The organism is Pseudolysinimonas sp. (assembly GCF_049651805.1).
In the GTDB taxonomy this organism is placed as follows: domain Bacteria; phylum Actinomycetota; class Actinomycetes; order Actinomycetales; family Microbacteriaceae; genus Pseudolysinimonas_A.
The window spans coordinates 1-19,936 of sequence record NZ_JBASCU010000021.1 but is presented as its reverse complement, the minus strand read 5'-3'; the positions used below and the strand labels follow the sequence as shown (position 1 = coordinate 19,936).

General features: G+C 68.5%; 20 protein-coding genes. 12 read left to right on the top strand and 8 right to left on the bottom strand.

Annotated elements, in window-relative coordinates:
- Nucleotides 1-11: 11 nt before the first annotated feature.
- Nucleotides 12-1,625, top strand: a complete 1,614-nt coding sequence (pgm, locus tag WBL06_RS04775; RefSeq protein ID WP_424454830.1) for a phosphoglucomutase (alpha-D-glucose-1,6-bisphosphate-dependent) — start codon at nt 12-14, stop codon at nt 1,623-1,625.
- 91 nt (nt 1,626-1,716) lie between these two features.
- Here the strand turns inward: pgm and WBL06_RS04770 are convergent, their stop codons facing one another.
- Nucleotides 1,717-2,544, bottom strand: coding sequence for a M15 family metallopeptidase (locus WBL06_RS04770; protein ID WP_424454829.1), 828 nt, complete (start codon nt 2,542-2,544; stop codon nt 1,717-1,719).
- Between the two features lie 133 nt (nt 2,545-2,677).
- Here WBL06_RS04770 and WBL06_RS04765 point away from each other — a divergent pair, with 133 nt between their 5' ends.
- The 6 genes from WBL06_RS04765 (at nt 2,678) to WBL06_RS04740 (ending at nt 10,568) form a co-directional block, all read left to right on the top strand.
- Entirely contained in the window at nt 2,678-4,534 is a 1,857-nt protein-coding gene (locus WBL06_RS04765; protein ID WP_424454828.1) for an MDR family MFS transporter, read from the top strand.
- Between the two features lie 294 nt (nt 4,535-4,828).
- A complete protein-coding gene (locus WBL06_RS04760; protein WP_424454827.1) occupies nt 4,829-6,064 on the top strand; it encodes an extracellular solute-binding protein in 1,236 nt (411 codons plus the stop codon).
- Nucleotides 6,065-6,169: 105 nt separating this feature from the next.
- Nucleotides 6,170-7,165 (top strand): carbohydrate ABC transporter permease, encoded by a 996-nt coding sequence (locus WBL06_RS04755; RefSeq protein WP_424454826.1) that lies wholly within the window; start codon nt 6,170-6,172, stop codon nt 7,163-7,165.
- Nucleotides 7,162-8,046, top strand: coding sequence for a carbohydrate ABC transporter permease (locus WBL06_RS04750; protein ID WP_424454825.1), 885 nt, complete (start codon nt 7,162-7,164; stop codon nt 8,044-8,046). The genes WBL06_RS04755 and WBL06_RS04750 overlap by 4 nt, the downstream gene beginning before the upstream one ends.
- 4 nt (nt 8,047-8,050) lie before the next feature.
- A complete protein-coding gene (locus WBL06_RS04745; RefSeq protein WP_424454824.1) occupies nt 8,051-9,550 on the top strand; it encodes a GH1 family beta-glucosidase in 1,500 nt (499 codons plus the stop codon).
- The gene (locus tag WBL06_RS04740; protein WP_424454823.1) at nt 9,531-10,568 is read left to right on the top strand and encodes a LacI family DNA-binding transcriptional regulator; all 1,038 of its coding nucleotides are present in this window, start codon (nt 9,531-9,533) and stop codon (nt 10,566-10,568) included. The genes WBL06_RS04745 and WBL06_RS04740 overlap by 20 nt, the downstream gene beginning before the upstream one ends.
- 41 nt (nt 10,569-10,609) lie before the next feature.
- Here WBL06_RS04740 and WBL06_RS04735 read toward each other — a convergent pair whose 3' ends face one another.
- Both WBL06_RS04735 and WBL06_RS04730 read right to left on the bottom strand, forming a co-directional pair.
- Complete coding sequence (locus WBL06_RS04735; protein WP_424454822.1) at nt 10,610-11,284, bottom strand: aquaporin; 675 nt, start codon at nt 11,282-11,284, stop codon at nt 10,610-10,612.
- Entirely contained in the window at nt 11,281-11,631 is a 351-nt protein-coding gene (locus WBL06_RS04730) for an ArsR/SmtB family transcription factor (RefSeq protein ID WP_424454821.1), read from the bottom strand. The genes WBL06_RS04735 and WBL06_RS04730 overlap by 4 nt, the downstream gene beginning before the upstream one ends.
- Nucleotides 11,632-11,715: 84 nt before the next feature.
- Here WBL06_RS04730 and WBL06_RS04725 point away from each other — a divergent pair, with 84 nt between their 5' ends.
- Together WBL06_RS04725 and WBL06_RS04720 are read left to right on the top strand one after the other, a co-directional pair.
- Nucleotides 11,716-13,041 (top strand): NAD(P)-binding domain-containing protein, encoded by a 1,326-nt coding sequence (locus tag WBL06_RS04725; RefSeq protein ID WP_424454820.1) that lies wholly within the window; start codon nt 11,716-11,718, stop codon nt 13,039-13,041.
- Between the two features lie 11 nt (nt 13,042-13,052).
- On the top strand, nt 13,053-13,916 hold the full coding sequence (locus WBL06_RS04720) for a pyridoxamine 5'-phosphate oxidase family protein (RefSeq protein ID WP_424454819.1): 864 nt from the start codon (nt 13,053-13,055) through the stop codon (nt 13,914-13,916).
- 6 nt (nt 13,917-13,922) lie between these two features.
- Here the strand turns inward: WBL06_RS04720 and WBL06_RS04715 are convergent, their stop codons facing one another.
- Genes WBL06_RS04715 through WBL06_RS04695 form a run of 5 tightly spaced genes read right to left on the bottom strand, consistent with a single transcriptional unit; the run spans nt 13,923 to nt 18,401 of the window.
- Nucleotides 13,923-14,642 carry a winged helix-turn-helix transcriptional regulator gene (locus WBL06_RS04715; protein WP_424454818.1) on the bottom strand — a complete coding sequence of 240 codons (720 nt, stop codon included), beginning with the start codon at nt 14,640-14,642 and terminating at the stop codon, nt 13,923-13,925.
- The gene (gene pstB / locus WBL06_RS04710; RefSeq protein ID WP_424454950.1) at nt 14,639-15,466 is read right to left on the bottom strand and encodes a phosphate ABC transporter ATP-binding protein PstB; all 828 of its coding nucleotides are present in this window, start codon (nt 15,464-15,466) and stop codon (nt 14,639-14,641) included. Before pstB ends, WBL06_RS04715 begins: the two co-directional genes overlap by 4 nt.
- 57 nt (nt 15,467-15,523) lie before the next feature.
- The gene (gene pstA, locus WBL06_RS04705) at nt 15,524-16,438 is read right to left on the bottom strand and encodes a phosphate ABC transporter permease PstA (RefSeq protein WP_424454817.1); all 915 of its coding nucleotides are present in this window, start codon (nt 16,436-16,438) and stop codon (nt 15,524-15,526) included.
- On the bottom strand, nt 16,438-17,400 hold the full coding sequence (pstC, locus tag WBL06_RS04700) for a phosphate ABC transporter permease subunit PstC (protein ID WP_424454816.1): 963 nt from the start codon (nt 17,398-17,400) through the stop codon (nt 16,438-16,440). The genes pstA and pstC overlap by 1 nt, the downstream gene beginning before the upstream one ends.
- 56 nt (nt 17,401-17,456) lie before the next feature.
- A complete protein-coding gene (locus tag WBL06_RS04695) occupies nt 17,457-18,401 on the bottom strand; it encodes a PstS family phosphate ABC transporter substrate-binding protein (RefSeq protein WP_424454815.1) in 945 nt (314 codons plus the stop codon).
- 184 nt (nt 18,402-18,585) lie between these two features.
- Between WBL06_RS04695 and WBL06_RS04690 the strand changes: the two genes are divergently transcribed.
- From WBL06_RS04690 to WBL06_RS04680, 3 genes are all read left to right on the top strand, one after another.
- A complete protein-coding gene (locus tag WBL06_RS04690) occupies nt 18,586-18,996 on the top strand; it encodes an arsenate reductase ArsC (RefSeq protein ID WP_424454814.1) in 411 nt (136 codons plus the stop codon).
- Nucleotides 18,997-19,043: 47 nt separating this feature from the next.
- Nucleotides 19,044-19,331, top strand: coding sequence for a GNAT family N-acetyltransferase (locus WBL06_RS04685; protein WP_424454813.1), 288 nt, complete (start codon nt 19,044-19,046; stop codon nt 19,329-19,331).
- A gap of 301 nt (nt 19,332-19,632) precedes the next feature.
- Nucleotides 19,633-19,936 (top strand): hypothetical protein (locus tag WBL06_RS04680; RefSeq protein ID WP_424454812.1); only part of this gene is annotated, 304 nt, incomplete at its 3' end.

Below are 19,936 nucleotides of genomic sequence, written 5' to 3'. Positions count from 1 at the left end.
AGGATGAGCAGATGACGGAACGCGCTGGCACCCCCGCCCGAGAGTCTGACCTCGTCGACCTCGACGACCTGTTGCGGGCGTACGAGGCTCCGGCGGCCGCCGACCAACCCGTCGTCTTCGGCACGAGCGGCCACCGCGGCTCGAGCCTCGACGGAGCCTTCACCGACACCCACATCGCCGCGATCACGCAGGCGATCGTCGAGTACCGCGCCACCCAGGGCGTCGAGGGGCCGGTCTTCGTCGGCGCCGACACGCACGCGCTCTCCGCGCCCGCGCAGGTCACCTGCCTCGAGGTGCTCGCGGCGAACGGGGTGACGGCGCTGGTGGATGCCGGGAACGGCTGGGTGCCGACGCCCGCTGTGTCGCGCGCCATCATCCGCCACAACCGCGGGCTGCCGGTCGGCGGCGCGCAGGCCGACGGCATCGTCATCACGCCGAGCCACAACCCGCCGCGCGACGGCGGCTTCAAGTACAACCCGCCGCACGGCGGCCCCGCCGACTCGGATGCCACCGGCTGGATCGCGGGACGCGCGAATGAGATCATCGCCGCGGGAAACCGGGACGTGAAACGCTCTCGGGGGGTTACGGCAGAGCCCTACGACTTCCGCGGCGAGTACGTGCACGACCTCGCCGCCGTGCTCGATCTGGGGGCGATCCGGGCCTCGGGTCTGCGGCTCGGCGCCGACCCGCTCGGCGGCGCGAGCGTCGACTACTGGAAACTCATCGCGACGCACTACGGACTGCCGTTGGAGGTGGTGAACCCTGACGTCGATCCCCGCTGGGGGTTCATGACGTTGGACTGGGACGAGAAGATCCGCATGGATCCGTCGTCGCCGAATGCGATGGCATCCGTCGTCGCGCGGGCCGGGGACTTCGACATCCTCACGGGCAACGACGCCGACGCCGACCGCCACGGCATCGTCACCCCCGACGGCGGACTGATGAACCCCAACCACTACCTCGCCGTCGCCATCCAGTACCTGTTCACCCACCGCGACGGCTGGTACGCGGATGCGGCGATCGGCAAGACGCTCGTGTCGAGCTCGATGATCGACCGAGTGGCCGCGTCGCTCGGCCGGCGGCTCTGGGAGGTGCCGGTCGGCTTCAAGTGGTTCGTGCCCGGACTCATCGACGGCTCCGTCGCGTTCGGCGGCGAAGAGAGCGCCGGGGCGTCGTTCCTCGAACACGACGGCTCGGCCTGGACGACCGACAAGGACGGGATCATCCTCGCGCTGCTCGCCGCCGAGATCCGAGCGGTGACGGGCAAGTCGCCGTCGGCCCTCTACCGCGAGCTGACGGAGGAGTTCGGCGACCCCGCCTACGCCCGCGTGGATGCCGCCGCGTCGCCCGCACAGAAGGCGCGGCTCGGCAAGTTGTCGGGTTCCGACATCCGCGCCGACAAGCTCGCCGGTGACCCGATCACGGGCCGGCTGTCGACCGCCCCGGGCAACGACGCCGCGATCGGCGGAGTGAAGGTCGTCACCGAGCACGCCTGGTTCGCCGCGCGCCCCTCGGGCACCGAAGACGTCTACAAGATCTACGCCGAATCCTTCCGCGGGCCCGACCATCTCGCCGACGTGCAAGCCGAAGCGAAGCTCATCGTCGACGCCGCCCTCGGCTCCTGATCGGCGCATAGAGGGTTCTCTGTTGCTGGGGACCCCCGCGCGCGGGGCTCCGTCGCGTCAGAGAACCCTCTATGGCGCCGGTGGTGGAAGATCAGCCGGCGTAGGTGGGGGCGGCGGGGAGGCCGAAGAACTCCTCGAGGGTCAGGACGCCGGTGTCGTGCATCTCGGTCGCGATCGGGATGCCGACGTAGCGCACGTGCCAGGGCTCGAACTCGAACCCGGTGATGGGCGTATAGCCCTCGGGGTAGCGGATGACGAAACCGAACCGCCACGCGTTGGCGGCGAGCCATTCGCCCTGCGCGGTGGTCGCGAAGCACTGGTCGAGGTTGCACTGCGAGGGAACTGCGCCGAGGTCGATCGCGAGACCGGTCTGGTGTTCGCTGTGGCCGGGGCGGGCGCTCGTGAGGTCGGCGCCCTCCTGGCCGAGCTGGTTCACCCAGCCGTTGTAGACATCCACCTGGCGGCCGTAGCTGCGATAGGTCGACAGTGACTGCATCTCGAGGCCGGTCTCGGCGGTGTGCGCCGCGAGCAGCTCCTGCATCTTGCCGGCGGCCTCCGCGCGCAGCTGGCCCCCGCCGATGATGTTCAGTGCGACGAGGTCGGCGGGCGCGTAATCCTGCGGGTTGAGCGGGCGCAACTTGTTGACGACGACCTGGATGCTTGCGGCGCTGTCGATGTCGAACTGATCGAGGGGGAAGGTCGGCGTCGGGGTGGGCGTCGGGGTCGGGGTCGGGGTCGGGATGGATGTCTCGGAAGGTTCAGCCACGGGGGTTCCACCCTTCGGGGCGAAGATGAAGAAGGCGCCGACGATGGCGGCCAACACCCCGACGACGATGAGAACCGTCACGATCCGGCGAATGCGGATCTGCTGCGGAGTGGGACCGCGATGCCGCACCCGGAGCAGCGGCTGGTCGGTCACCGCGACAGTTTACGGTCCTCGCGGGCTCGATACGCCGCCTGCGACGGCTACTCGACCCACGGGTTTGCCGGATGTCTGCCGAATGTGTAACTTTGCAGTCGCCGCAATTTTCTCTCGACTGCTCGAAGGACCGATGTCCGCTCAGACCGCCGCGCCCTCCGCACCGCTGCTCACCCACCGGCAGATCCTGTTCATCATCTTCGGGCTGATGGCCGGCATGTTCCTCTCGTCGCTCGACCAGACCATCGTCGGCACGTCGATCCGCACGATCGCCGACGACCTCGACGGGCTCTCCCTGCAGGCCTCCGTCACGACCGCCTACCTCATCACCTCGACCGTGATGACGCCGATCTACGGCAAACTCAGCGACATCTTCGGGCGCCGCCCGCTCTTCCTCGTCGCGATCGCCGTCTTCCTGCTGGGCTCGCTGCTCGCGGGCACCGCGCAGTCGATGTACGAGCTCGCGGCCTTCCGTGCCCTTCAGGGCATCGGCGCGGGCGGCCTCATGGCGCTGCCGTTCGCGATCCTCGGCGACATCCTCGCGCCTCGCGAGCGCGCCAAGTACCAGGGCTACTTCCTCGCCGTCTTCGCGACGTCGAGCGTGCTCGGGCCGCTGATCGGCGGGTTGTTCGCCGGCACCCCCGAGATCTTGTTCGTCGCCGGCTGGCGCTGGGTGTTCCTGGTCAACATCCCCGTGGGCGCGCTCGCGCTGGTGCTCGTCTTGCGCTTCCTGCACGTTCCGCACACCCGGCACCTGGTGAAGATCGACTGGTGGGGCGCGACGGCCATCGTGGTCGCGCTCGTGCCCCTGCTCCTCGTCGCCGAGAACGGTCGTGATTGGGGGTGGGGTTCCGCGCTCTCCATCGGCTGCTACGCGCTCGGCGGGCTGGGACTCGTCGCCTTCGTCGTCGTCGAAAAACTGATGGGCGATGCGGCGCTCATTCCGCTGAAACTCTTCCGGCATCCCACGTTCTCGATGGTCACGGTGCTCGGTGTGCTGGTGGGCTTCGGCATGTTCGGCGCGATGATGACACTGCCCCTCTACCTCCAGCTGGTCAACGGCGCGACTCCCACCGAGAGCGGCTTCCTGCTGTTGCCGATGATCCTCGGGCTGATGATCTCGTCGGTCGTCAGCGGGCAGATCATCTCGCGCACGGGTCGCTACCGGATCTTCCCCACGATCGGGGCGGGGCTGATGGCGGCGGGGTTCCTGTGGTTCACCTTCGCGCATGCCGACCGGCCGGTGTGGTTCATGATGATCGGGATGCTGCTGATCGGCCTCGGGCTCGGTCAGTCGATGCAGACTCTCACCATCGCGAGCCAGAACTCGGTGGGTCCCCGCGAGATCGGCGTCGCCACGAGCTCTGCGACATTCTTCCGGCAGATCGGCGGAACCCTCGGGGTCGCCATCCTCTTCTCGGCACTCTTCTCGCGCCTGCCCGACACGATCCTGGCGGCGTTCGGACGCACCGACCTTCTTCGGGCCGCCCTCGACGCCGCGCTCGACCCCGCCGTCGCGAACGCGCCCCAGAACGCCCGGATCATGGATCAGGTCTATGACGGAATCCTCGACCCCGTTGTGCAACAGCTGCCCGCGGGCGCCGACCTCGCCGACGAGCAGGTGCGTTCAGGAGTGCTCGACACCCTCGTTCCGCAGGTTCAGGACGCCCTCGGCGGAGCCGGCAACAGCCCGGTCGGCGCGAGCCTCGACGGCGACACCTCGTTCCTCACGGGCGCCGATCCGCGGCTGAGTGCGCCGTTCCTCGAAGGCTTCGCGACTGCGGCGGTCACCGTCTACGTCGTCTGCCTCGTGGTGGTGCTCGTCGCCTTCGTTCTGAGCTTCTTCCTGAAGGCGCCGCCGCTGCGCACCAAGTCGGCGATCGAAGAGGTCGCGGATGCCGACGCGGCGATCGCGGCGCAGCTCGCCGCCGACGCCTCCCCGCCTGCCCCCAATTCGGGGGCGACGACCAAACCCATCCCGGCGCGCTGATCAGGGGCCACGGGCGCTCGTGCCACGGACTCCCGCCAGAAGTTTCTTGAGGCCGCCAGACCGTCGCACCCGCCTGTTTCCGGGGATCTGCGGCCGCGCAAGCGTTTACTAGCGGTGGAGCGCTCCCATCTCGTGCTTGACAGTCGTCGAGCGACGTCCCTAGTCTGTGCACGAATCCCGTGAGAGGGCTCCCACGACGTTGGGTGAGAGCGCTCCCCTCCACTGACGGGGTTGGATCCACCAATCCATCTGCACACACACAAAGGAGTGACCGTGAGAACTTCACGACGCACAATGGCCGCGGCAATCGCCGGTGCCGCCACCCTCGCCCTCGTGGCGACCGGATGCGCGGGAGGAGGTGGAGCCGGCTCCGAAGATCCGGAGAGCCTCACCCTCGCGACGTTCAACGACTTCGGCTACACCGACGAGCTGCTCGCCGAGTTCACCGCCGAGACCGGCATCGAGGTCGTGCACAACAAGGCCGCGACGTCGAACGACGCCCGGGCCAACTACTTCCAGAAGCTCGGCAACTCGGGCCTCGCCGACGTCGAGGCCGTCGAAATCGACTGGTTCACGGAGGCCATGCAGTATGCCGACCTCCTCGCGCCGGTTCCGGCCGACCTTCAGGGCCGCTGGCTCGACTGGAAAGAAGCCTCCGCGACCGACTCCGAGGGCAACCTCATCGCGTACGGCACCGACATCGGCCCGCAGGGCATCTGCTACCGCTCCGACCTGTTCGGCGCGGCCGGTCTGCCGACCGACCGCGACGAGGTCGCCGCGCTGTTCGATGGCGACTGGGACAACTTCTTCCAGATCGGTGCCGACTACACGGCCGCCACGGGCAAGCCGTTCATCGACTCGGCCAACTCCGTGCTCCAGGGCATGGTGAACCAGCTCGAAACCGCGTACGAGGAGCCCGACGGCTCGATCGTCGCGACCGACAACGCTGACATCCAGGCGGCCTACGAGGCCGTGACCTCGAAGGCGGTTCCGATCGCGGCGTACTCCGGTCAGTGGAGCGAGGACTGGTTCGCCTCCCTCGCCGGTGGCGAGTTCGCCACGATGCTCTGCCCGGGCTGGATGCTCGGTGTCATCTCGGGCAACGCGCCCGAGACCACGGGCTGGGACATCGCTGACGCCTTCCCCGGCGGCGGCGGAAACTGGGGCGGTTCGTACCTGACCGTTCCGGCCAACGGCGCCAACGTTGAGGCCGCGAGCAAGCTCGCTGCCTGGCTGACCTCGCCCGAGACCCAGATGAAGGCGTTCGCCAACGCGGGCACCTTCCCGAGCCAGGTCGACGCGCTTGCCAGCGACGAACTCGCTGCGGCGACGAACGAGTACTTCAACAACGCCCCCACCGGTGAGATCCTCACCTCCCGCGCCGAGGCCATCACGGTCGCGACGTTCAAGGGACCGAAGTACTTCCAGTACCACGACGCTCTGCAGAACGCCGTGACCCGCGTGTTCGACGGTCTCGAAGACGCCGACACCAGCTGGAACACCTGGGTGACCGAGGTTTCGGCCTTCTAACTCACCACGGTCTCGTTCAAGACCAGAGGGGTGCGGGCCGCTGGCTCGGTCCGCACCCCTCTCCCGTTCACCTCCACCCGGTCCGACGCACCTGAAAGCCACGCCATGAGCACCGTCACGACGAAGAGCCGCCCGCCGGTTCGGGTCCTCTCGTTCTCGCACCGGTTGAGCCGGTGGGACCTCAAGCTCTCCCCCTATCTCTACATCTCGCCGTTCTTCCTGATGTTCCTGGTCGTCGGCCTCTTCCCCATCATCTTCACCGCGGTGATCTCCACCCAGGACTGGGATCTCGTGCGCGGCAGCGGGCAGTTCGTCGGCTTCGATCAGTACATCTGGATCCTGCAGCAGCCGCACTTCTGGACCGCCCTGCGCAACACCTTCAGCATCTTCCTGATCTCGACGGTGCCGCAGCTGCTCCTGGCCCTGTTCATCGCGTCGATGCTCGACCGCAACATCCGCGCCAAGACCTTCTGGCGCATGAGCGTGCTGATCCCCTTCGTCGTCGCTCCCGTGGCGGTCGGGCTCATCTTCAATGTCGTCTTCGCCGACAACTTCGGGCTCGTCAACGGCTTCCTCACCGATCTCGGGTTGCCGGCCATCCAATGGCACAAGGAACCGTTCTGGAGCCACGTCGCGATCGCGACCATGGTCAACTACCGGTGGACCGGCTACAACACCCTCATCCTGCTCGCCGCGATGCAGGCGGTGAACCGCGACTACTACGAGGCCGCCACCGTCGACGGCGCCGGTCTGTTCCGCCAGTTCATCAGCATCACACTGCCGTCGCTGCGGCCCACGCTCATCTTCGTGATCATCACCGCGACGATCGGTGGTCTGCAGATCTTCGACGAGCCTCGCGTCTTCGACCAGTTCGGTCGAGGGGGCGCGGGCCAGCAATGGCTCACGATCACCCTGTACCTCTATGACATCGGCTGGGGCCAATGGAACTTCGGCCGCGCCGCCGCGATGGCCTGGATCCTGTTCGTCATCATCCTGTTGATCGGCCTCGTCAATCTGCTCATCACCCGCACGCTCGTGCGTGGCGAAGGCGTCCGAGGCCTCGAGCCGAGTCGTCGCAACCGAAAGAAGGTCGTCCGATGAGTACCCCTGTCGTCGAGAAGACCCGCGTGTCGACGCGTCGTCGCCAGCGCACCACCAAGATCCGCGGTTACCGACCCGGCGTCTGGACCTATGTCGGCCTGACCGTCGTCTTCGTCAGCGCGGCGTTCCCGCTCTGGTGGTCGTTCATCATCGGCTCGGGCGACGCGTCGTCACTGCGCGAGCGGCCGTGGTGGCCGGGCGGCAACTTCATCGACAACGCCCTCGCCGTCGTCAGCAACCCCGCGGTCAACTTCTGGCCCGCGCTGTGGAACTCGATCTACTCGTCGTTCCTGATCGCGGCCGCCGTCGTGATCACCTCGACCCTCGCCGGTTGGGCCTTCTCCAAGCTGCGGTTCCGCGGCAGTGTGGGACTGCTCGCCTTCGTCGTCGCCACGATGGCGGTCCCCCAGCAGCTCGGCGTCGTCCCGCTGTACATCCTGTTCTCCGACCTCGGGTGGACGGGCCAGATCGGCGCCATCATCGTGCCGGCGCTGACGAGCGCCTTCGGGGTGTTCTGGATGACGCAGTACCTGCGTCAGGCGGTGCCCGACGAGCTGATCGAGGCGGCCCGCATCGACGGCGCGACCATGATCCGCACCTTCTGGACGGTGGGCGTGCCCGCGGCGCGACCCGCGGCGGCAATGCTCTTCCTGTTCACCTTCGTGGGTGCCTGGAACAACTTCTTCTGGCCGTTCATCGTTCTCGACCGCCAGAACCCGACGCTTCCGGTCGCACTCTCGCTGTTGCAGTCCAACTACTTCGTCGACTACTCGATCGTGCTCGCCGGAGTCGTGCTCGCCACCATCCCGCTGCTCCTGCTCTTCATCTTCGCGGGCAGGCAGCTGGTGAGCGGCATCATGGCCGGCGCGGTCAAGGGCTAGGGGCATGAGCACCGTGTCACAGGTGAAGACTGACTCCGTTTCCGCGCCCGCAGCCCGGGCCTTCCCGGCGGACTTCCTCTTCGGCGCGGCCACGGCCGCCTACCAGATCGAGGGAGCCGCCCACGAAGACGGCCGACGCGACTCGATCTGGGATGCCTTCAGCCGCATCCCCGGTGCGGTCGTCGGCATGGACAACGGGGATGTCGCGTGCGACCACTACCACCGATACCGAGACGACGTCGCGCTGATGGCCGACCTCGGTCTGCAGACCTACCGCTTCTCCACCTCATGGGCGCGCGTCTGCCCCGACGGCGGGCCCGCGAACGCCGCCGGGCTGGACTTCTACTCGCGCCTGGTCGACGAGCTCCTCGGCGCGGGCATCCACCCCTGGCTCACGCTCTACCACTGGGATCTGCCCCAAGCCCTCGAGGAGAAGGGCGGCTGGCCCGCCCGCGACACCGCCTACCGCTTCCTCGACTACGCGATGGCGGTGCATGACGCCCTCGGCGACCGCGTGCGCTCGTGGACGACACTCAACGAGCCGTGGTGTGCGTCGTTCCTCAGCTACATCGGGGGTGAGCACGCTCCGGGCCGCCAGGAACCCGCCGCCGGTCTCGCCGCGGGCCACCACCTCCTGCTCGGCCACGGCCTCGTCGTGCAGGAGCTGCGTCGCCGCGATCCCGAGCTGACTCTGGGGATCACCCTGAACCTCACCGTCGCCGACCCGGTCGACCCGACCGATTCGGGCGACCTCGATGCCGCCCGGCGCATTGACGGGCAGTTCAACCGGTTCTTCCTCGACCCGATCTTCCGCGGCGCCTACCCGGCTGATGTTCTCGCGGATGTCGCGGAGTTCGGTTTCGATTCAGTGGTTCTGCCCGGCGATCTGGCGACCATCTCGGCGCCGATCGACCTGCTGGGTGTGAACTACTACCACGGCGAACTCGTCGGGGCGACCCCGGCCGCAGGACAGACGATGCCGACCGCCGCGCCCTCCGAGCGTCCCAAGCGCTCGCCGTTCCCCGCGGCCGGCGGCGTGCACTGGCACGTACGCGACCTACCGCTCACGGCGATGCAGTGGGAGGTGCAGCCCGAAGGCCTCACGCGATTGCTGCAGCGGATCCACGATGAGTACGCCGGACCGGCCGGGGTCGACCTCGCGGTCACCGAGAACGGCGCCGCCTATGACGATGTCGTCACCGACGACGGTCGCGTGCACGACGCCGAGCGCGTGGCCTTCCTCGTGGCACACCTGGGGGCGACCCTCGATGCGATCGACCGCGGGGTGCCCGTGCGCGGATACTTCTATTGGTCGCTCATGGACAACTTCGAGTGGGCGTGGGGTTACGACAAGCGGTTCGGCATCGTGCGCGTCGACTACGCCACGCAAGCCCGCACGCTCAAGGACAGCGCCATCGCGTACCGGTCGATCATCGAGAGCCGGGCGTTGCCTTCGCCGACGGACACGGGCCTAGGATCACTCCGTGACCACCGAAGCACCTGAGTCGCGGTCTACTCCCGCCGGGACCCCGACGCTGGAGACGGTCGCCGCCCTCGCGGGGGTGTCGCGGTCGACGGTGTCCCGCGTCATCAACGACTCGCCGAAGGTGACCGCCGAGGCACTCGCCGCCGTGAACAAGGCGATCGAAGAACTCGGCTACGTGCCCAACCGGGCGGCGCGCTCCCTCGCGAGTCGGCGCACGCAGGCGATCGCCCTGGTCATCCCCGAGAACACCGCCCGCTTCTTCGCCGACCCCTACTTCGCCACAGTGATCCAGGGCGCGGCGCTACGGCTCGCCGAGACCGACTACACGCTCACGTTGCTCATCGCGTCGGAGACCGACCCCGAGAAGAGCCGCCGCTACCTGCAGTCGGGCAACGTCGACGGTGCGCTCATCCTCTCCCACCACTCCGACGACCGCTCCTACGTCGCTCTGTCGCGCACCCTCCCCGTCGTCTTCGGTGGCCGTCCGGAGCGACACGACGACGGTCCCGAGCCGGTTTACGTGGACGTCGACAACACCACTGCGGCGCGCGATGTCGTGTCGCTGCTGGTCGCCTCCGGGCGTCGCCACATCGCGACGATCGCCGGCCCGACCGACATGACCGCCGGGGTCGACCGACTCGAGGGCTGGCGCGCCGCGCTCTCCGACGCCGGGCTGCCCGACGACCTCGTCGAGTACGGCGACTTCACGCCGGAATCCGGAACTGCTGCGATGGAGCGCCTGTTGGACCGTGGCGTGCCGATCGACGGACTCTTCGCGGCATCCGCTCAGATGGCCGACGGAGCGATGTCGGTTCTGCGCCGTCGCGGGCTCGTCGTGCCGCGTGACCTCGGGGTCGTGACCTTCGACAACGACTACTTCGCGGCGCGCGCGACTCCGTCGCTCACGACGGTCGACCAGGACGAGGGCGGCGTGGGTCGCACCATGGCGGAACTGCTCATCCGCTTGATCGAAGGCGAAGACGTGCCGCGCGTCACGATGATGCCGACGCGCCTCATCAACCGCCGCTCGCAATAGGCGCTAGTCGACGAGGTGGTCGTCGGCCGCCGGGCGGTCGGTTACGCGGTCACGCGCCTCGGGGGGAAGAGCAGCCGCACCGCCAGCCAGCCGGCGAGCCCGCCGAGGAGTTGCGCGCCGAGGAAGGCGGGAACGGATGGCGGCGCGATGCCGGCGAAGGTGTCGCTGAACATGCGCCCGACGGTGATCGCCGGGTTCGCGAAACTCGTCGACGAGGTGAAGAAGTACGCCGCGCCGATGTAGGCACCGACCGCAGGGCCGACCAGTGCCGCTCGCTCAGTACGCACGAGGGCGAAGATCACCACGACGAGCCCCGCGGTCGCGACGACCTCGGCGAGGAGGTGCGGCCAGGTCGCCCGCTCCGTGGTGCTCCACGAGACGGCGGTGAGACCGAACATGAGGTTGGCAAGCACGGCCCCGACGATGCATCCCGCGATCTGCGCCGGCACGTAGCGCGCGGCATCCGCCCAGCCTCGGCCGCAGAACACGGCATCGACCACCGAGACGACGGGATTGAAGTGCGCCCCCGACACCGGCTGGAACACCAGGATGAGCACGGCCAGCCCCAGGGCCGTGACGAGGGCGTTCTCGAGGAGTTGCAGACCGGTGTCGGTGGAGAGTTGCGCAGCGGCGATACCGGATCCGATGACCACGACGCTGAGCCCGGCGCTGCCGACGAACTCGGCGGCGACCCGCCGCAGAGCGACCGCGCTCACGGGGCGACGAGCAGCTGCGAGATGCGGTCGAGGGATCCCGGCACGAGCTTGAAGTAGGCCCAGGTGCCGCGCTTCGAGCGGGTGAGGAAGCCCGCTTCGGTGAGCACGCGCAGGTGATGCGACACCGTGGGCTGGGCGAGGCCGATCGGCTCGGTGAGGTCGCACACGCAGGCCTCCTGGTCGGCGGATGCGGCGACGATCGAGAGCAGGCGCAGTCGCGCGGGGTCGGCGAGGGCCTTCAGGGTGCGGGCGAGGTCGTCGGCCCGCGCGGCGTCGAGGGGCTCGCGCACCAAGGGGGCGCAGCACACGGCGGCATCCGTGGCGGGGATCGTGGCGAGCAGCTTCACGACATCGATGCTAGTCGATATTGACAAGCATCGATATACCGCGCACACTCTTCATCGACATCCATCGATATTCGAAGGAACCCCGTGACGCTCATCGACCTCGCCCCGCCCGCCACCCGCACCGACCGGCTCGCCGGCCTCCCCGTCGCCATCATCGGCGCCGGGCCCATCGGGCTCGCCGCCGCCGCGAACCTCGTCGAGCGCGGAATCGACTTCCGCATCAACGAGGCCGGTGACTCGGTGGCCGACAGCATCCGTCGGTGGGGGCACACCAGGCTGTTCTCGCCCTGGCGGCACCTCGTCGACCCCGCATCGCGCCGGCTGCTCGAAGCGGCGGGCTGGACGCATCCCGACCCCGACCGCGCGCCCAGCGGCACCGAGTTGGTCGAGCGGTATCTCATTCCGCTCTCGCAGCTCGACGCCATCGCGAGTCGCATCGTCATCGGTGCGACCGTCGTCGCCGTCACCCGCGAGGGAATGGACCGCACCCGCACCGCCGGGCGTGCCGCGACGCCGTTCGCGCTGCGCATCCGGACCGCTTCAGGAGTTGAAGATGTCGCCGCCCGCGCCGTGATCGACGCGTCGGGCACCTACCGTTCGCCGAACAGCCTCGGGTCGAACGGCCTCGACCCGCTCGGACTCGAGGCGGTCGCCGACCGGGTCACGGATGCGCTGCCCGACGTACTCGGACGCGACCGGCAGCGCTTCGCCGGCCGGCACACCACCGTCGTCGGCGCCGGCCACTCCGCCGCCAACACGCTGCTCGGTCTCGCCGAACTCGCCCGGCAGGAACCCGGCACGCGCGTCACCTGGCTCATCCGCAACACCAGCGCCGTGCGGGTGTCAGCCTCGGCCGATGACGAACTCGCCGGTCGCGCGGCACTCGGCAGCCGGGTGGATCGCCTCGTCGCCGATGGCACCATCAGGATGCTCGACGGCTTCGAGATCCTGCGGCTCGCGCCCACCGGCGACGGCGTCACCGTCACCGGAACCCGGCGCGGGGACCTTCTCACCCACGACACCGACGTCATCGTCAACGCGACCGGGTTCCGCCCCGACCTCGCGATGTTGCGTGAGATCCGGCTCGACCTCGACGAGATCGTCGAAGCCCCGAAGCGCCTCGCCCCGCTCATCGACCCCAACGTGCACTCCTGCGGAACCGTCGAGCCGCACGGGTTCGCCGAGCTGAAGCATCCCGAAGACGGGTTCTATCTCGTCGGCATGAAGAGCTACGGTCGCGCGCCGACCTTCCTGCTCGCCACCGGATATGAGCAGGTGCGGTCGATCACCGCGTGGCTGGCGGGCGACCTGAAAGCCGCGAGCGAGGTGGCGCTCGTGCTGCCCGAGACGGGCGTCTGCTCAACCGGCACCGCCTCGACCGACACCACCGCCGCGAGCTGCTGCCGGTAATACTGGACGGTATGACGACAGATTCCCCCGAGGCCTCCCGGGCCGACCTCGACCTCGTGCACGCGGTCACGCGCGCCCTCGTCGAATCGCCGGATCTCGACACGTCGGGGGTGCGGGTGTCGGCCCACTCCGGCCGGGTGCAGCTCACGGGGCGCGTCTCGACCCACTCCCAGCGCCTCGCCGCCGCAACGATCGCGAGCGCCATCTCGGGGGTGGGCGACGTCGACAATCAGGTGGCGGTCGGCGACCTCGATCTGGATGCCGCCCACGCGACCGACGACGAGCTCTCGCCCGCCGTCGCCGGCGCGATCGCCGACTCGACGGTCCGCGTGAGCGACCTTCGGGTGGAGGTGCGGCAGCGCGTCGTCACCCTGCACGGACGCTTGGGCTCCGAGCGTGAGCGTGACGCTGTTCGCCAGGCGATCGAGCAGGTGCCGGGGGTGCATTTCGTCGACAACCGGCTCGACCTCGACCCGGCGGGAGCGGATGTCGAGGAGCTCGATCCAGCCGCCTGCTTCGAGCTGCTCGGCGCCGGTGGGATGGGGCGACTGGGCATCCAGGAGGCCGGTGGAGTCGACATCTTCCCGGTGAACTACGTGGTGCACGACAGCCGGGTGTATTTCCGCAGCGGGCCGGGAGTGAAGCTGATCCGTCTCACCCAGGCGCCCGACGTCGCGTTCGAGGCCGATGGGCACGACGACGACTGGACGTGGAGCGTCGTCGTGAAGGGCGATGCGCAGCGCCTCGACGACGACGCCGAGATCATCGCCTCCGGCATCCAGGCCACCGACACCGCCCACCCGGGCGACAAGCTCACCTACGTGCGCATCCAGCCCCGGCAGATCACCGGGCGACGCTTCCGCCACCGGGGCTGACCGCGGCTACCCCGTGAGGCGGTAGCCGACCCGGTGCACCGTCTCGAGCGGAGCCGGAAGGTCGGGTCGCGCGTGGGACAACTGAGCCCGGATGCGCCCGATCATCACCCGCACCCGTTCGCCGCGGTCGCGCGGGTTGCTGGTTGCGCCGAACTCGCTCACCAGCTCTTCGAGCGAGACGACTCGCGGGTGCGCGGCGGCGAAGTAGCGCAACATCTCGAAGAGCCGCGGGGCGAGGTGCACCTCCTCGCCGTGCCAGTGCACCCGGTACGACGCCGGGTCGAGCTCGAGTTCGCCGATGCGGTACCGCTCGGGTTCGACCGGAGGGGCGGAGTGCACGCGGGACTCCTCGATCGCATGGGCGAGGGCATCCGCCGTCACCGGCAGCTTCACCGCACGGGCCACGCCACGGTCGAGCGCCGCGACCACCGTCTCGTTGTCGTACTCGGGCGCGAGCCCGACGATGACGGGGGCAGCGCTGAACGCGCGCAACACGTCGAGGAAGTCCAGCAGCGGCATGTCGCGCAGGTCGGTCGGCACGAGCGCCACCGCGTGCGGGTTCTGGCCCATCGAGATGAGCGCTGCGGCCGCACTCGGGGTGCTCTCGATGAGCAGCCCGCGCTGACGGAACTCGGCGGTGCGCCCACGGGTCACGCCCGCGAGGGGTGTCGCCACCGCGATGACCCGGGCGGGCCAGGCCGGCGGGGCGACATCCGGGGTCGTCATCCGAATCGACCGCTGATGTAGTCCTCCGTCCGCTTGTCGGCGGGGTTCTCGAAGATCTGCAGCGTCTTGCCGTATTCCACGAGCACGCCCGTGCGATCTCCGGTCGTCTCGTCGGCGAGCGCCGTGAAGAACGCGGTGCGGTCGGCGACCCGCGCCGCCTGCTGCATGTTGTGGGTGACGATGACGATCGTGTACTCCTCGCGCAACTGGTGCATGAGGTCTTCGATCTTGGTCGTCGCGATCGGGTCGAGCGCCGAGCACGGCTCGTCCATCAGGATGATGTCGGGCTTGGTCGCGATCGTGCGGGCGATGCAGAGCCGCTGCTGCTGGCCGCCGGAGAGACCGAAAGCCGACTGCTTGAGCTTGTCCTTGACCTCGTTCCAGAGGGCGGCCTTGGTGAGCGCCTCCTCGACGAGGTCGTCCATCGACGACACGCGCATGCCGGTGACCCGCGGGCCGTAGGCGATGTTGTCGTAGATCGACTTCGGGAACGGGTTCGGCTTCTGGAACACCATCCCGATGCGGCGACGCACCTCGATCGGGTCGACGCGCTTGCCGTAGATGTCCTCGCCCTCGAAGGTCACCAGACCCTCGACGCGGGCGCCGTCGACGAGGTCGTTCATGCGATTGAGCGAGCGCAACAGCGTTGACTTGCCGCAGCCCGACGGGCCGATGAGCGCGGTGATCTCGTGCAGCCCGAACTTGAGGTCGACGCCGGTGACCGCGCGGAACGCGCCGTAGTAGACATCCACGTTCTCGCACTGCAGGATGCCGCGCGGCTCGTCGGGCAGGTAGCTGCTGCTCGCGCGGGCGGCCAGGTGCATCGTCGGCGTGCGGCGGTCGTCTCCGGCCGTGCCGGGAATCGTGTCGGTCAAAAGGGTTTACCACCGTTTCTGGAACTTGTTGCGGATGAGAATCGCCACGCCGTTCATGGCGATCAGCACGACGAGCAGCAGAACGCTCGTCGCAGCGGCGAGCTGATGGAAGCCCTCCTGCGGGCGGCCCGTCCAGTTGAAGATCTGGATCGGCAAGGTCGTGTAGCCGCTCAGCAACCCGTTCGGGTCGAAACTGACGAACACCAGCGCACCCAGCACGAGCAACGGAGCCGCCTCGCCGAACGCGCGGGACAGGGCGAGGATCGCGCCCGTCGAGATGCCCGGCACCGACGACGGCAGGGTCTGGCGCCATACCGTCTGCCAGGGCGTGGCACCGAGCGCGAGCGAGCCTTGGCGGATCTCCTGCGGCACCGAGCGCAGCGCCTCGCGGGTCGCGATGATGATGACCGGCAGGATCAACAGCGACAGGGCGAGGGCGCCCGCGATGACGATGTTCTTGTCGCGCACCCCCATCATCGTGAGGAACGCGAGCGCCAGCAGGCCGTAGACGATCGACGGCACCGCGGCGAGGTTCTGCACGTTGAGTTCGACGAGCTTGTTGAACCAGTGCTTCTTGTCGGCGAACTCCTCGAGGTGGATGGCGGCAGCGACCCCCAGCGGGATCGTCATGACCGCGGTCACCCCGATGACCCACACTGAGCCGAGAATGGCGGGTCGGGCACCCGCACGGTCGGGCGAGGATGCCGGGAACTCGGTGAAGAGCCGCATCGTGAACTGACCCTGGCCCTCGATGATGATCGTCACGATCAGCGTCACGAGCACGCCGAAGGCGATCGCCAGGGCGAGCCACAGCAAGGTGAGGAAGATGAGGGCGGTCGGGCGGTACTCGCCGTTCCGACCGGACGCGATCGGGCGCACACCCCGGATCGCTCCCGAGATAGCCCCTCCGACGGTGTTCATCAGTAGACCTCCCGGAAGCGGCGAACGAAGCGGATGCTGAGGAAGTTGATCAGCAGGGTGATCGCGAACAGCAGCAGGCCGACCGCGAAGAGCGTGTCGTATTCGAGCGACCCGACCCGCGAGTCGCCGAGTGCGGCGTTCGCAATGAAGCCGGTCATCGTCTGCCCCTGCTCAAGTGGGCCCGTCACGATGCGGGCCTGGTTGCCGGCGGCGATGGCGACGATCATCGTCTCGCCGACCGCCCGCGAGATGCCGAGCACGATGGCGGCGACGATGCCCGAGAGCGCCGCCGGGAAGACCACGCGCAGCGTGGTCTGCATCCGGTTCGCGCCGAGCGCGGCTGAACCCTGGCGCAGCGCGTTCGGCACGGCCGACATCGAGTCCTCGGAGATCGAGGCGACCGTCGGGATGATCATGACGCCCATGACGAGTCCGGCGGCGAGCACGCTGAACGCGCCGGTCTCGAGCTGCAGCCATTCGCGCAGCACGGTGCTCTGCACGAACTGCAGCGCAAAGAAGCCGTAGACGACGGTGGGTACTCCGGCGAGCACCTCGAGGATGGGCTTGAGTACGCGGCGCAGGTTCGGATGCGCGTACTCGGCGAGAAGGATCGCGGCGCCGAGCCCGAACGGCACGGCGACGAGCAGGGCGATGATCGTCGTCCAGGCGGTTGCCGTGACGAGCGGAAGGACGCCGAAGGAGGCGTCTGCGAATCGGGGAGCCCAGCGATCGCCGAACAGGAACTCCCAGACGGGCACCTCGGCGAAGAACCCGATCGACGGGATCGCGAGGGCGATGAGGATGCCGATCGTGGTGACGATCGTGAAAACGGCGGCGATGCGCAAGAACAGCCGAATGGCGAACTCGCCGTAGCGGGGACGGCCCTCGAAGGCCGACGCGGGACGGGGGCTTGGGCGGCCCGGCGGTGCCGGGCCGCCCAAGGTGCTGACGGTCGTGGTCATGGTCTCTTCGTTATCTGGCGAATCGCTCCGCGATGTTCTTCCGTCAGCGAGGGTGTTCAGCCGATCGAGGCGAGCTCGTCGGCGGCCGTGGCGATCTGCTCCTCGGTCAGCGGCACGAAGAGTGCCGCCTCGGCGATGGAGACCGCGTTCTCGACGAAGTAGTCGACGAACGCCTTGACCTGCGGCTTGTCGGTGTACGACGCGTTGGCCACGTAGATGAACAGCGGGCGGCCGAGCGGCGTGTACGTGCCGTCCTGCACCGTCTCGACCGTCGGGTAGACACCCTCGACCGTGACGGCCTTGATCGCGTCGGCGTTCTCTTCGACGTAGCTCAGGCCGAAGAAGCCGATGCCACCCTCGGCGCCGGCGACGCCCTGCACGGTGATGTTGTCATCCTCGCTCGGGCTGTAGTCGGCACGGATCGCACCCTCTTCGCCGTTGATCTCGTCGGTGAAGTAGTCGAACGTGCCCGAGTCGGTGCCGGCGCCGAAGAGCGCGAGCGGAACATCGGGGAACGACGGGTCGACGTCGGCCCAGCTCATGACGACGCCTTCGGACTCGGGGGCCCAGATCTTGTTGAGCTGCTCGACCGTGAGGTCTTCGGCCCAGTCGTTCTCGGGGTTGACGACGACCGCGAGGCCGTCGTTGGCGATAACGATCTCGGTGAACTCGATGCCGTTCGCCGCGCACTCGGCCGCCTCTTCGTCCTTGATCGGACGCGACGCGTCGGAGATGTCAGTCTCGCCGGCGCAGAACGCCTTGAAGCCACCACCGGTGCCGGAGGTCGCGACGGTCACGTTGACGCCGGCTTCGACGTCGCGGTACAGGTCGGCAGCCGCCTCGGCCAGGGGGGCGACGGTCGACGAACCGTCGGCGGTCACGGGACCGCTCAGGCCATCGCCCTCGCCGCCGGCTGCCTGTCCGCCGCAGCCGGTGAGAAGAAGGGCCGCAGCCACAACGGACGCGGAGAGGCCCGTGATCTTGCGTGCAGTGCTGTTCACTCTGGGTGATCCTTTCGTGGGGCGGGGGTGCCCCGCCGCTGTAGGAGGTGGCTAAATGCCACGCGATCGATGCAAGGCGGCGAAAGTGAACCGGGGGTGAACACGACCTGTCGGGAGTGTTTCCATCGCCGTTCATCTCCGAGCCGGTCAGCGACGGGCCGCCGGATGCGTACAGAATTGAGCAATGGCATCCGAAACCCCCACCGTGCTGTTCGTCTGCGTGCACAACGCCGGTCGCTCCCAGATGGCCGCCGGCTACACCCGCGCGCTGTCGGGCGGAGCCGTCGAGGTACTGTCGGGCGGCTCGGAACCCGGCGACCAGATCAACCCCGTGGCGGTCGAGGCGATGGCCGAGGAGGGCATCGACATCTCGCAGGCGGTTCCGACGCTCATGACGACCGAGCAGGTGCGCGAATCGGATGTCGTCATCACGATGGGGTGCGGCGACGTGTGCCCGATCTTTCCCGGCAAGCGCTACGAGGACTGGGAACTCGAAGACCCGGCGGGCAAAGACCTCGAAACCGTGCGGCGCGTGCGCGACGACATCCGCGGCCGCGTCGAAGCGCTGCTCGCCGAGATTCTCCCCGCCGTCTGACACCCATCACCCGGCACGTGGCCAGGGTGTCTGGGTAGCGTCGAAGCATGACTGACACGGTTGTTCACGACGCACCAGGCTCGCGATTCGTCCTGACGCGCGGCGCCGACGAGATCGGATTCACCGAGTACGTGACCCGCGAGGACGGCGGCATTGTCTTCACGCATACCGAGCTGGATCAGGAGCTGCAGGAACGCGGCCTCGGGTCGACGCTCGTGCGGGGCGCGCTCGACCAGTTGCGCGACTCGACGTCGGTGCGGATCGGGGCGACCTGCCCGTTCGTGCGGCGGTTCATTGCGGAGCACCCCGAGTACGAGGATCTGACGACCAGGTAGTCCCGCGTCGGTGGTCGAGTAGCCGCCGGAGGTGGCGTGGCTCTTCGGTGGTGCGGCGTGGCTCTTCGGTGGTGCGGCGTGGCTCTTCGGTGGTGCGGCGTGGCTCTTCGGTGGTCGAGTAGCCGCCGGAGGCGGCGTGGCTCTCGGTGGTCGAGTAGCCGCCGGAGGCGGCGTGTCGAGACCCTGTGCACAAGTAGTTGCGGGTAGTACATACGTTCGATAGTATGGTCTTGCTCGTGCCGAGCATCTCGTTCTGAATGACGAACTACGAACCTGGGAGATCGGCGTGAGCCTGCCTGCCGTGCCTGTGATCGAGGTCTGCGACCTCTCCGGGCTGGCCCGTGCCTCCCATCAGGAATGGATGGAGGGGATGCGGCACTGGGCCGCGCACGCCCGTCACGCAGAGTCGGTGGTCGCCGCGTTCGCCGGGGAGATCGACCGGCGCTCCTCCCGGGATGCCGGCTATGACGGGCTCGCGGCCAGCACCGGGGCGCGCGGCCCGGAAGGGCTCGTCTCGACCCTGACCGGCAAGTCCGCGCGCGATTCCCGGGATCTGGTCACCGTCGGGCGGCTGCTGGATGCCCCGCCGGTGTGGCTGGGCGATG

Coding starts and splice junctions, on each gene's coding strand:
- pgm (WP_424454830.1), top strand. CDS start 12: ATGACGGAACGCGCTGGCACCCCCGCCCGAGAGTCTGACCTCGTCGAC.
- WBL06_RS04765 (WP_424454828.1), top strand. CDS start 2,678: ATGTCCGCTCAGACCGCCGCGCCCTCCGCACCGCTGCTCACCCACCGG.
- WBL06_RS04760 (WP_424454827.1), top strand. CDS start 4,829: ATGGCCGCGGCAATCGCCGGTGCCGCCACCCTCGCCCTCGTGGCGACC.
- WBL06_RS04755 (WP_424454826.1), top strand. CDS start 6,170: ATGAGCACCGTCACGACGAAGAGCCGCCCGCCGGTTCGGGTCCTCTCG.
- WBL06_RS04750 (WP_424454825.1), top strand. CDS start 7,162: ATGAGTACCCCTGTCGTCGAGAAGACCCGCGTGTCGACGCGTCGTCGC.
- WBL06_RS04745 (WP_424454824.1), top strand. CDS start 8,051: ATGAGCACCGTGTCACAGGTGAAGACTGACTCCGTTTCCGCGCCCGCA.
- WBL06_RS04720 (WP_424454819.1), top strand. CDS start 13,053: ATGACGACAGATTCCCCCGAGGCCTCCCGGGCCGACCTCGACCTCGTG.
- WBL06_RS04715 (WP_424454818.1), bottom strand. CDS start 14,642: ATGACGACCCCGGATGTCGCCCCGCCGGCCTGGCCCGCCCGGGTCATC.
- pstB (WP_424454950.1), bottom strand. CDS start 15,466: ATGCACCTGGCCGCCCGCGCGAGCAGCAGCTACCTGCCCGACGAGCCG.
- pstA (WP_424454817.1), bottom strand. CDS start 16,438: ATGAACACCGTCGGAGGGGCTATCTCGGGAGCGATCCGGGGTGTGCGC.
- pstC (WP_424454816.1), bottom strand. CDS start 17,400: ATGACCACGACCGTCAGCACCTTGGGCGGCCCGGCACCGCCGGGCCGC.
- WBL06_RS04690 (WP_424454814.1), top strand. CDS start 18,586: ATGGCATCCGAAACCCCCACCGTGCTGTTCGTCTGCGTGCACAACGCC.
- WBL06_RS04685 (WP_424454813.1), top strand. CDS start 19,044: ATGACTGACACGGTTGTTCACGACGCACCAGGCTCGCGATTCGTCCTG.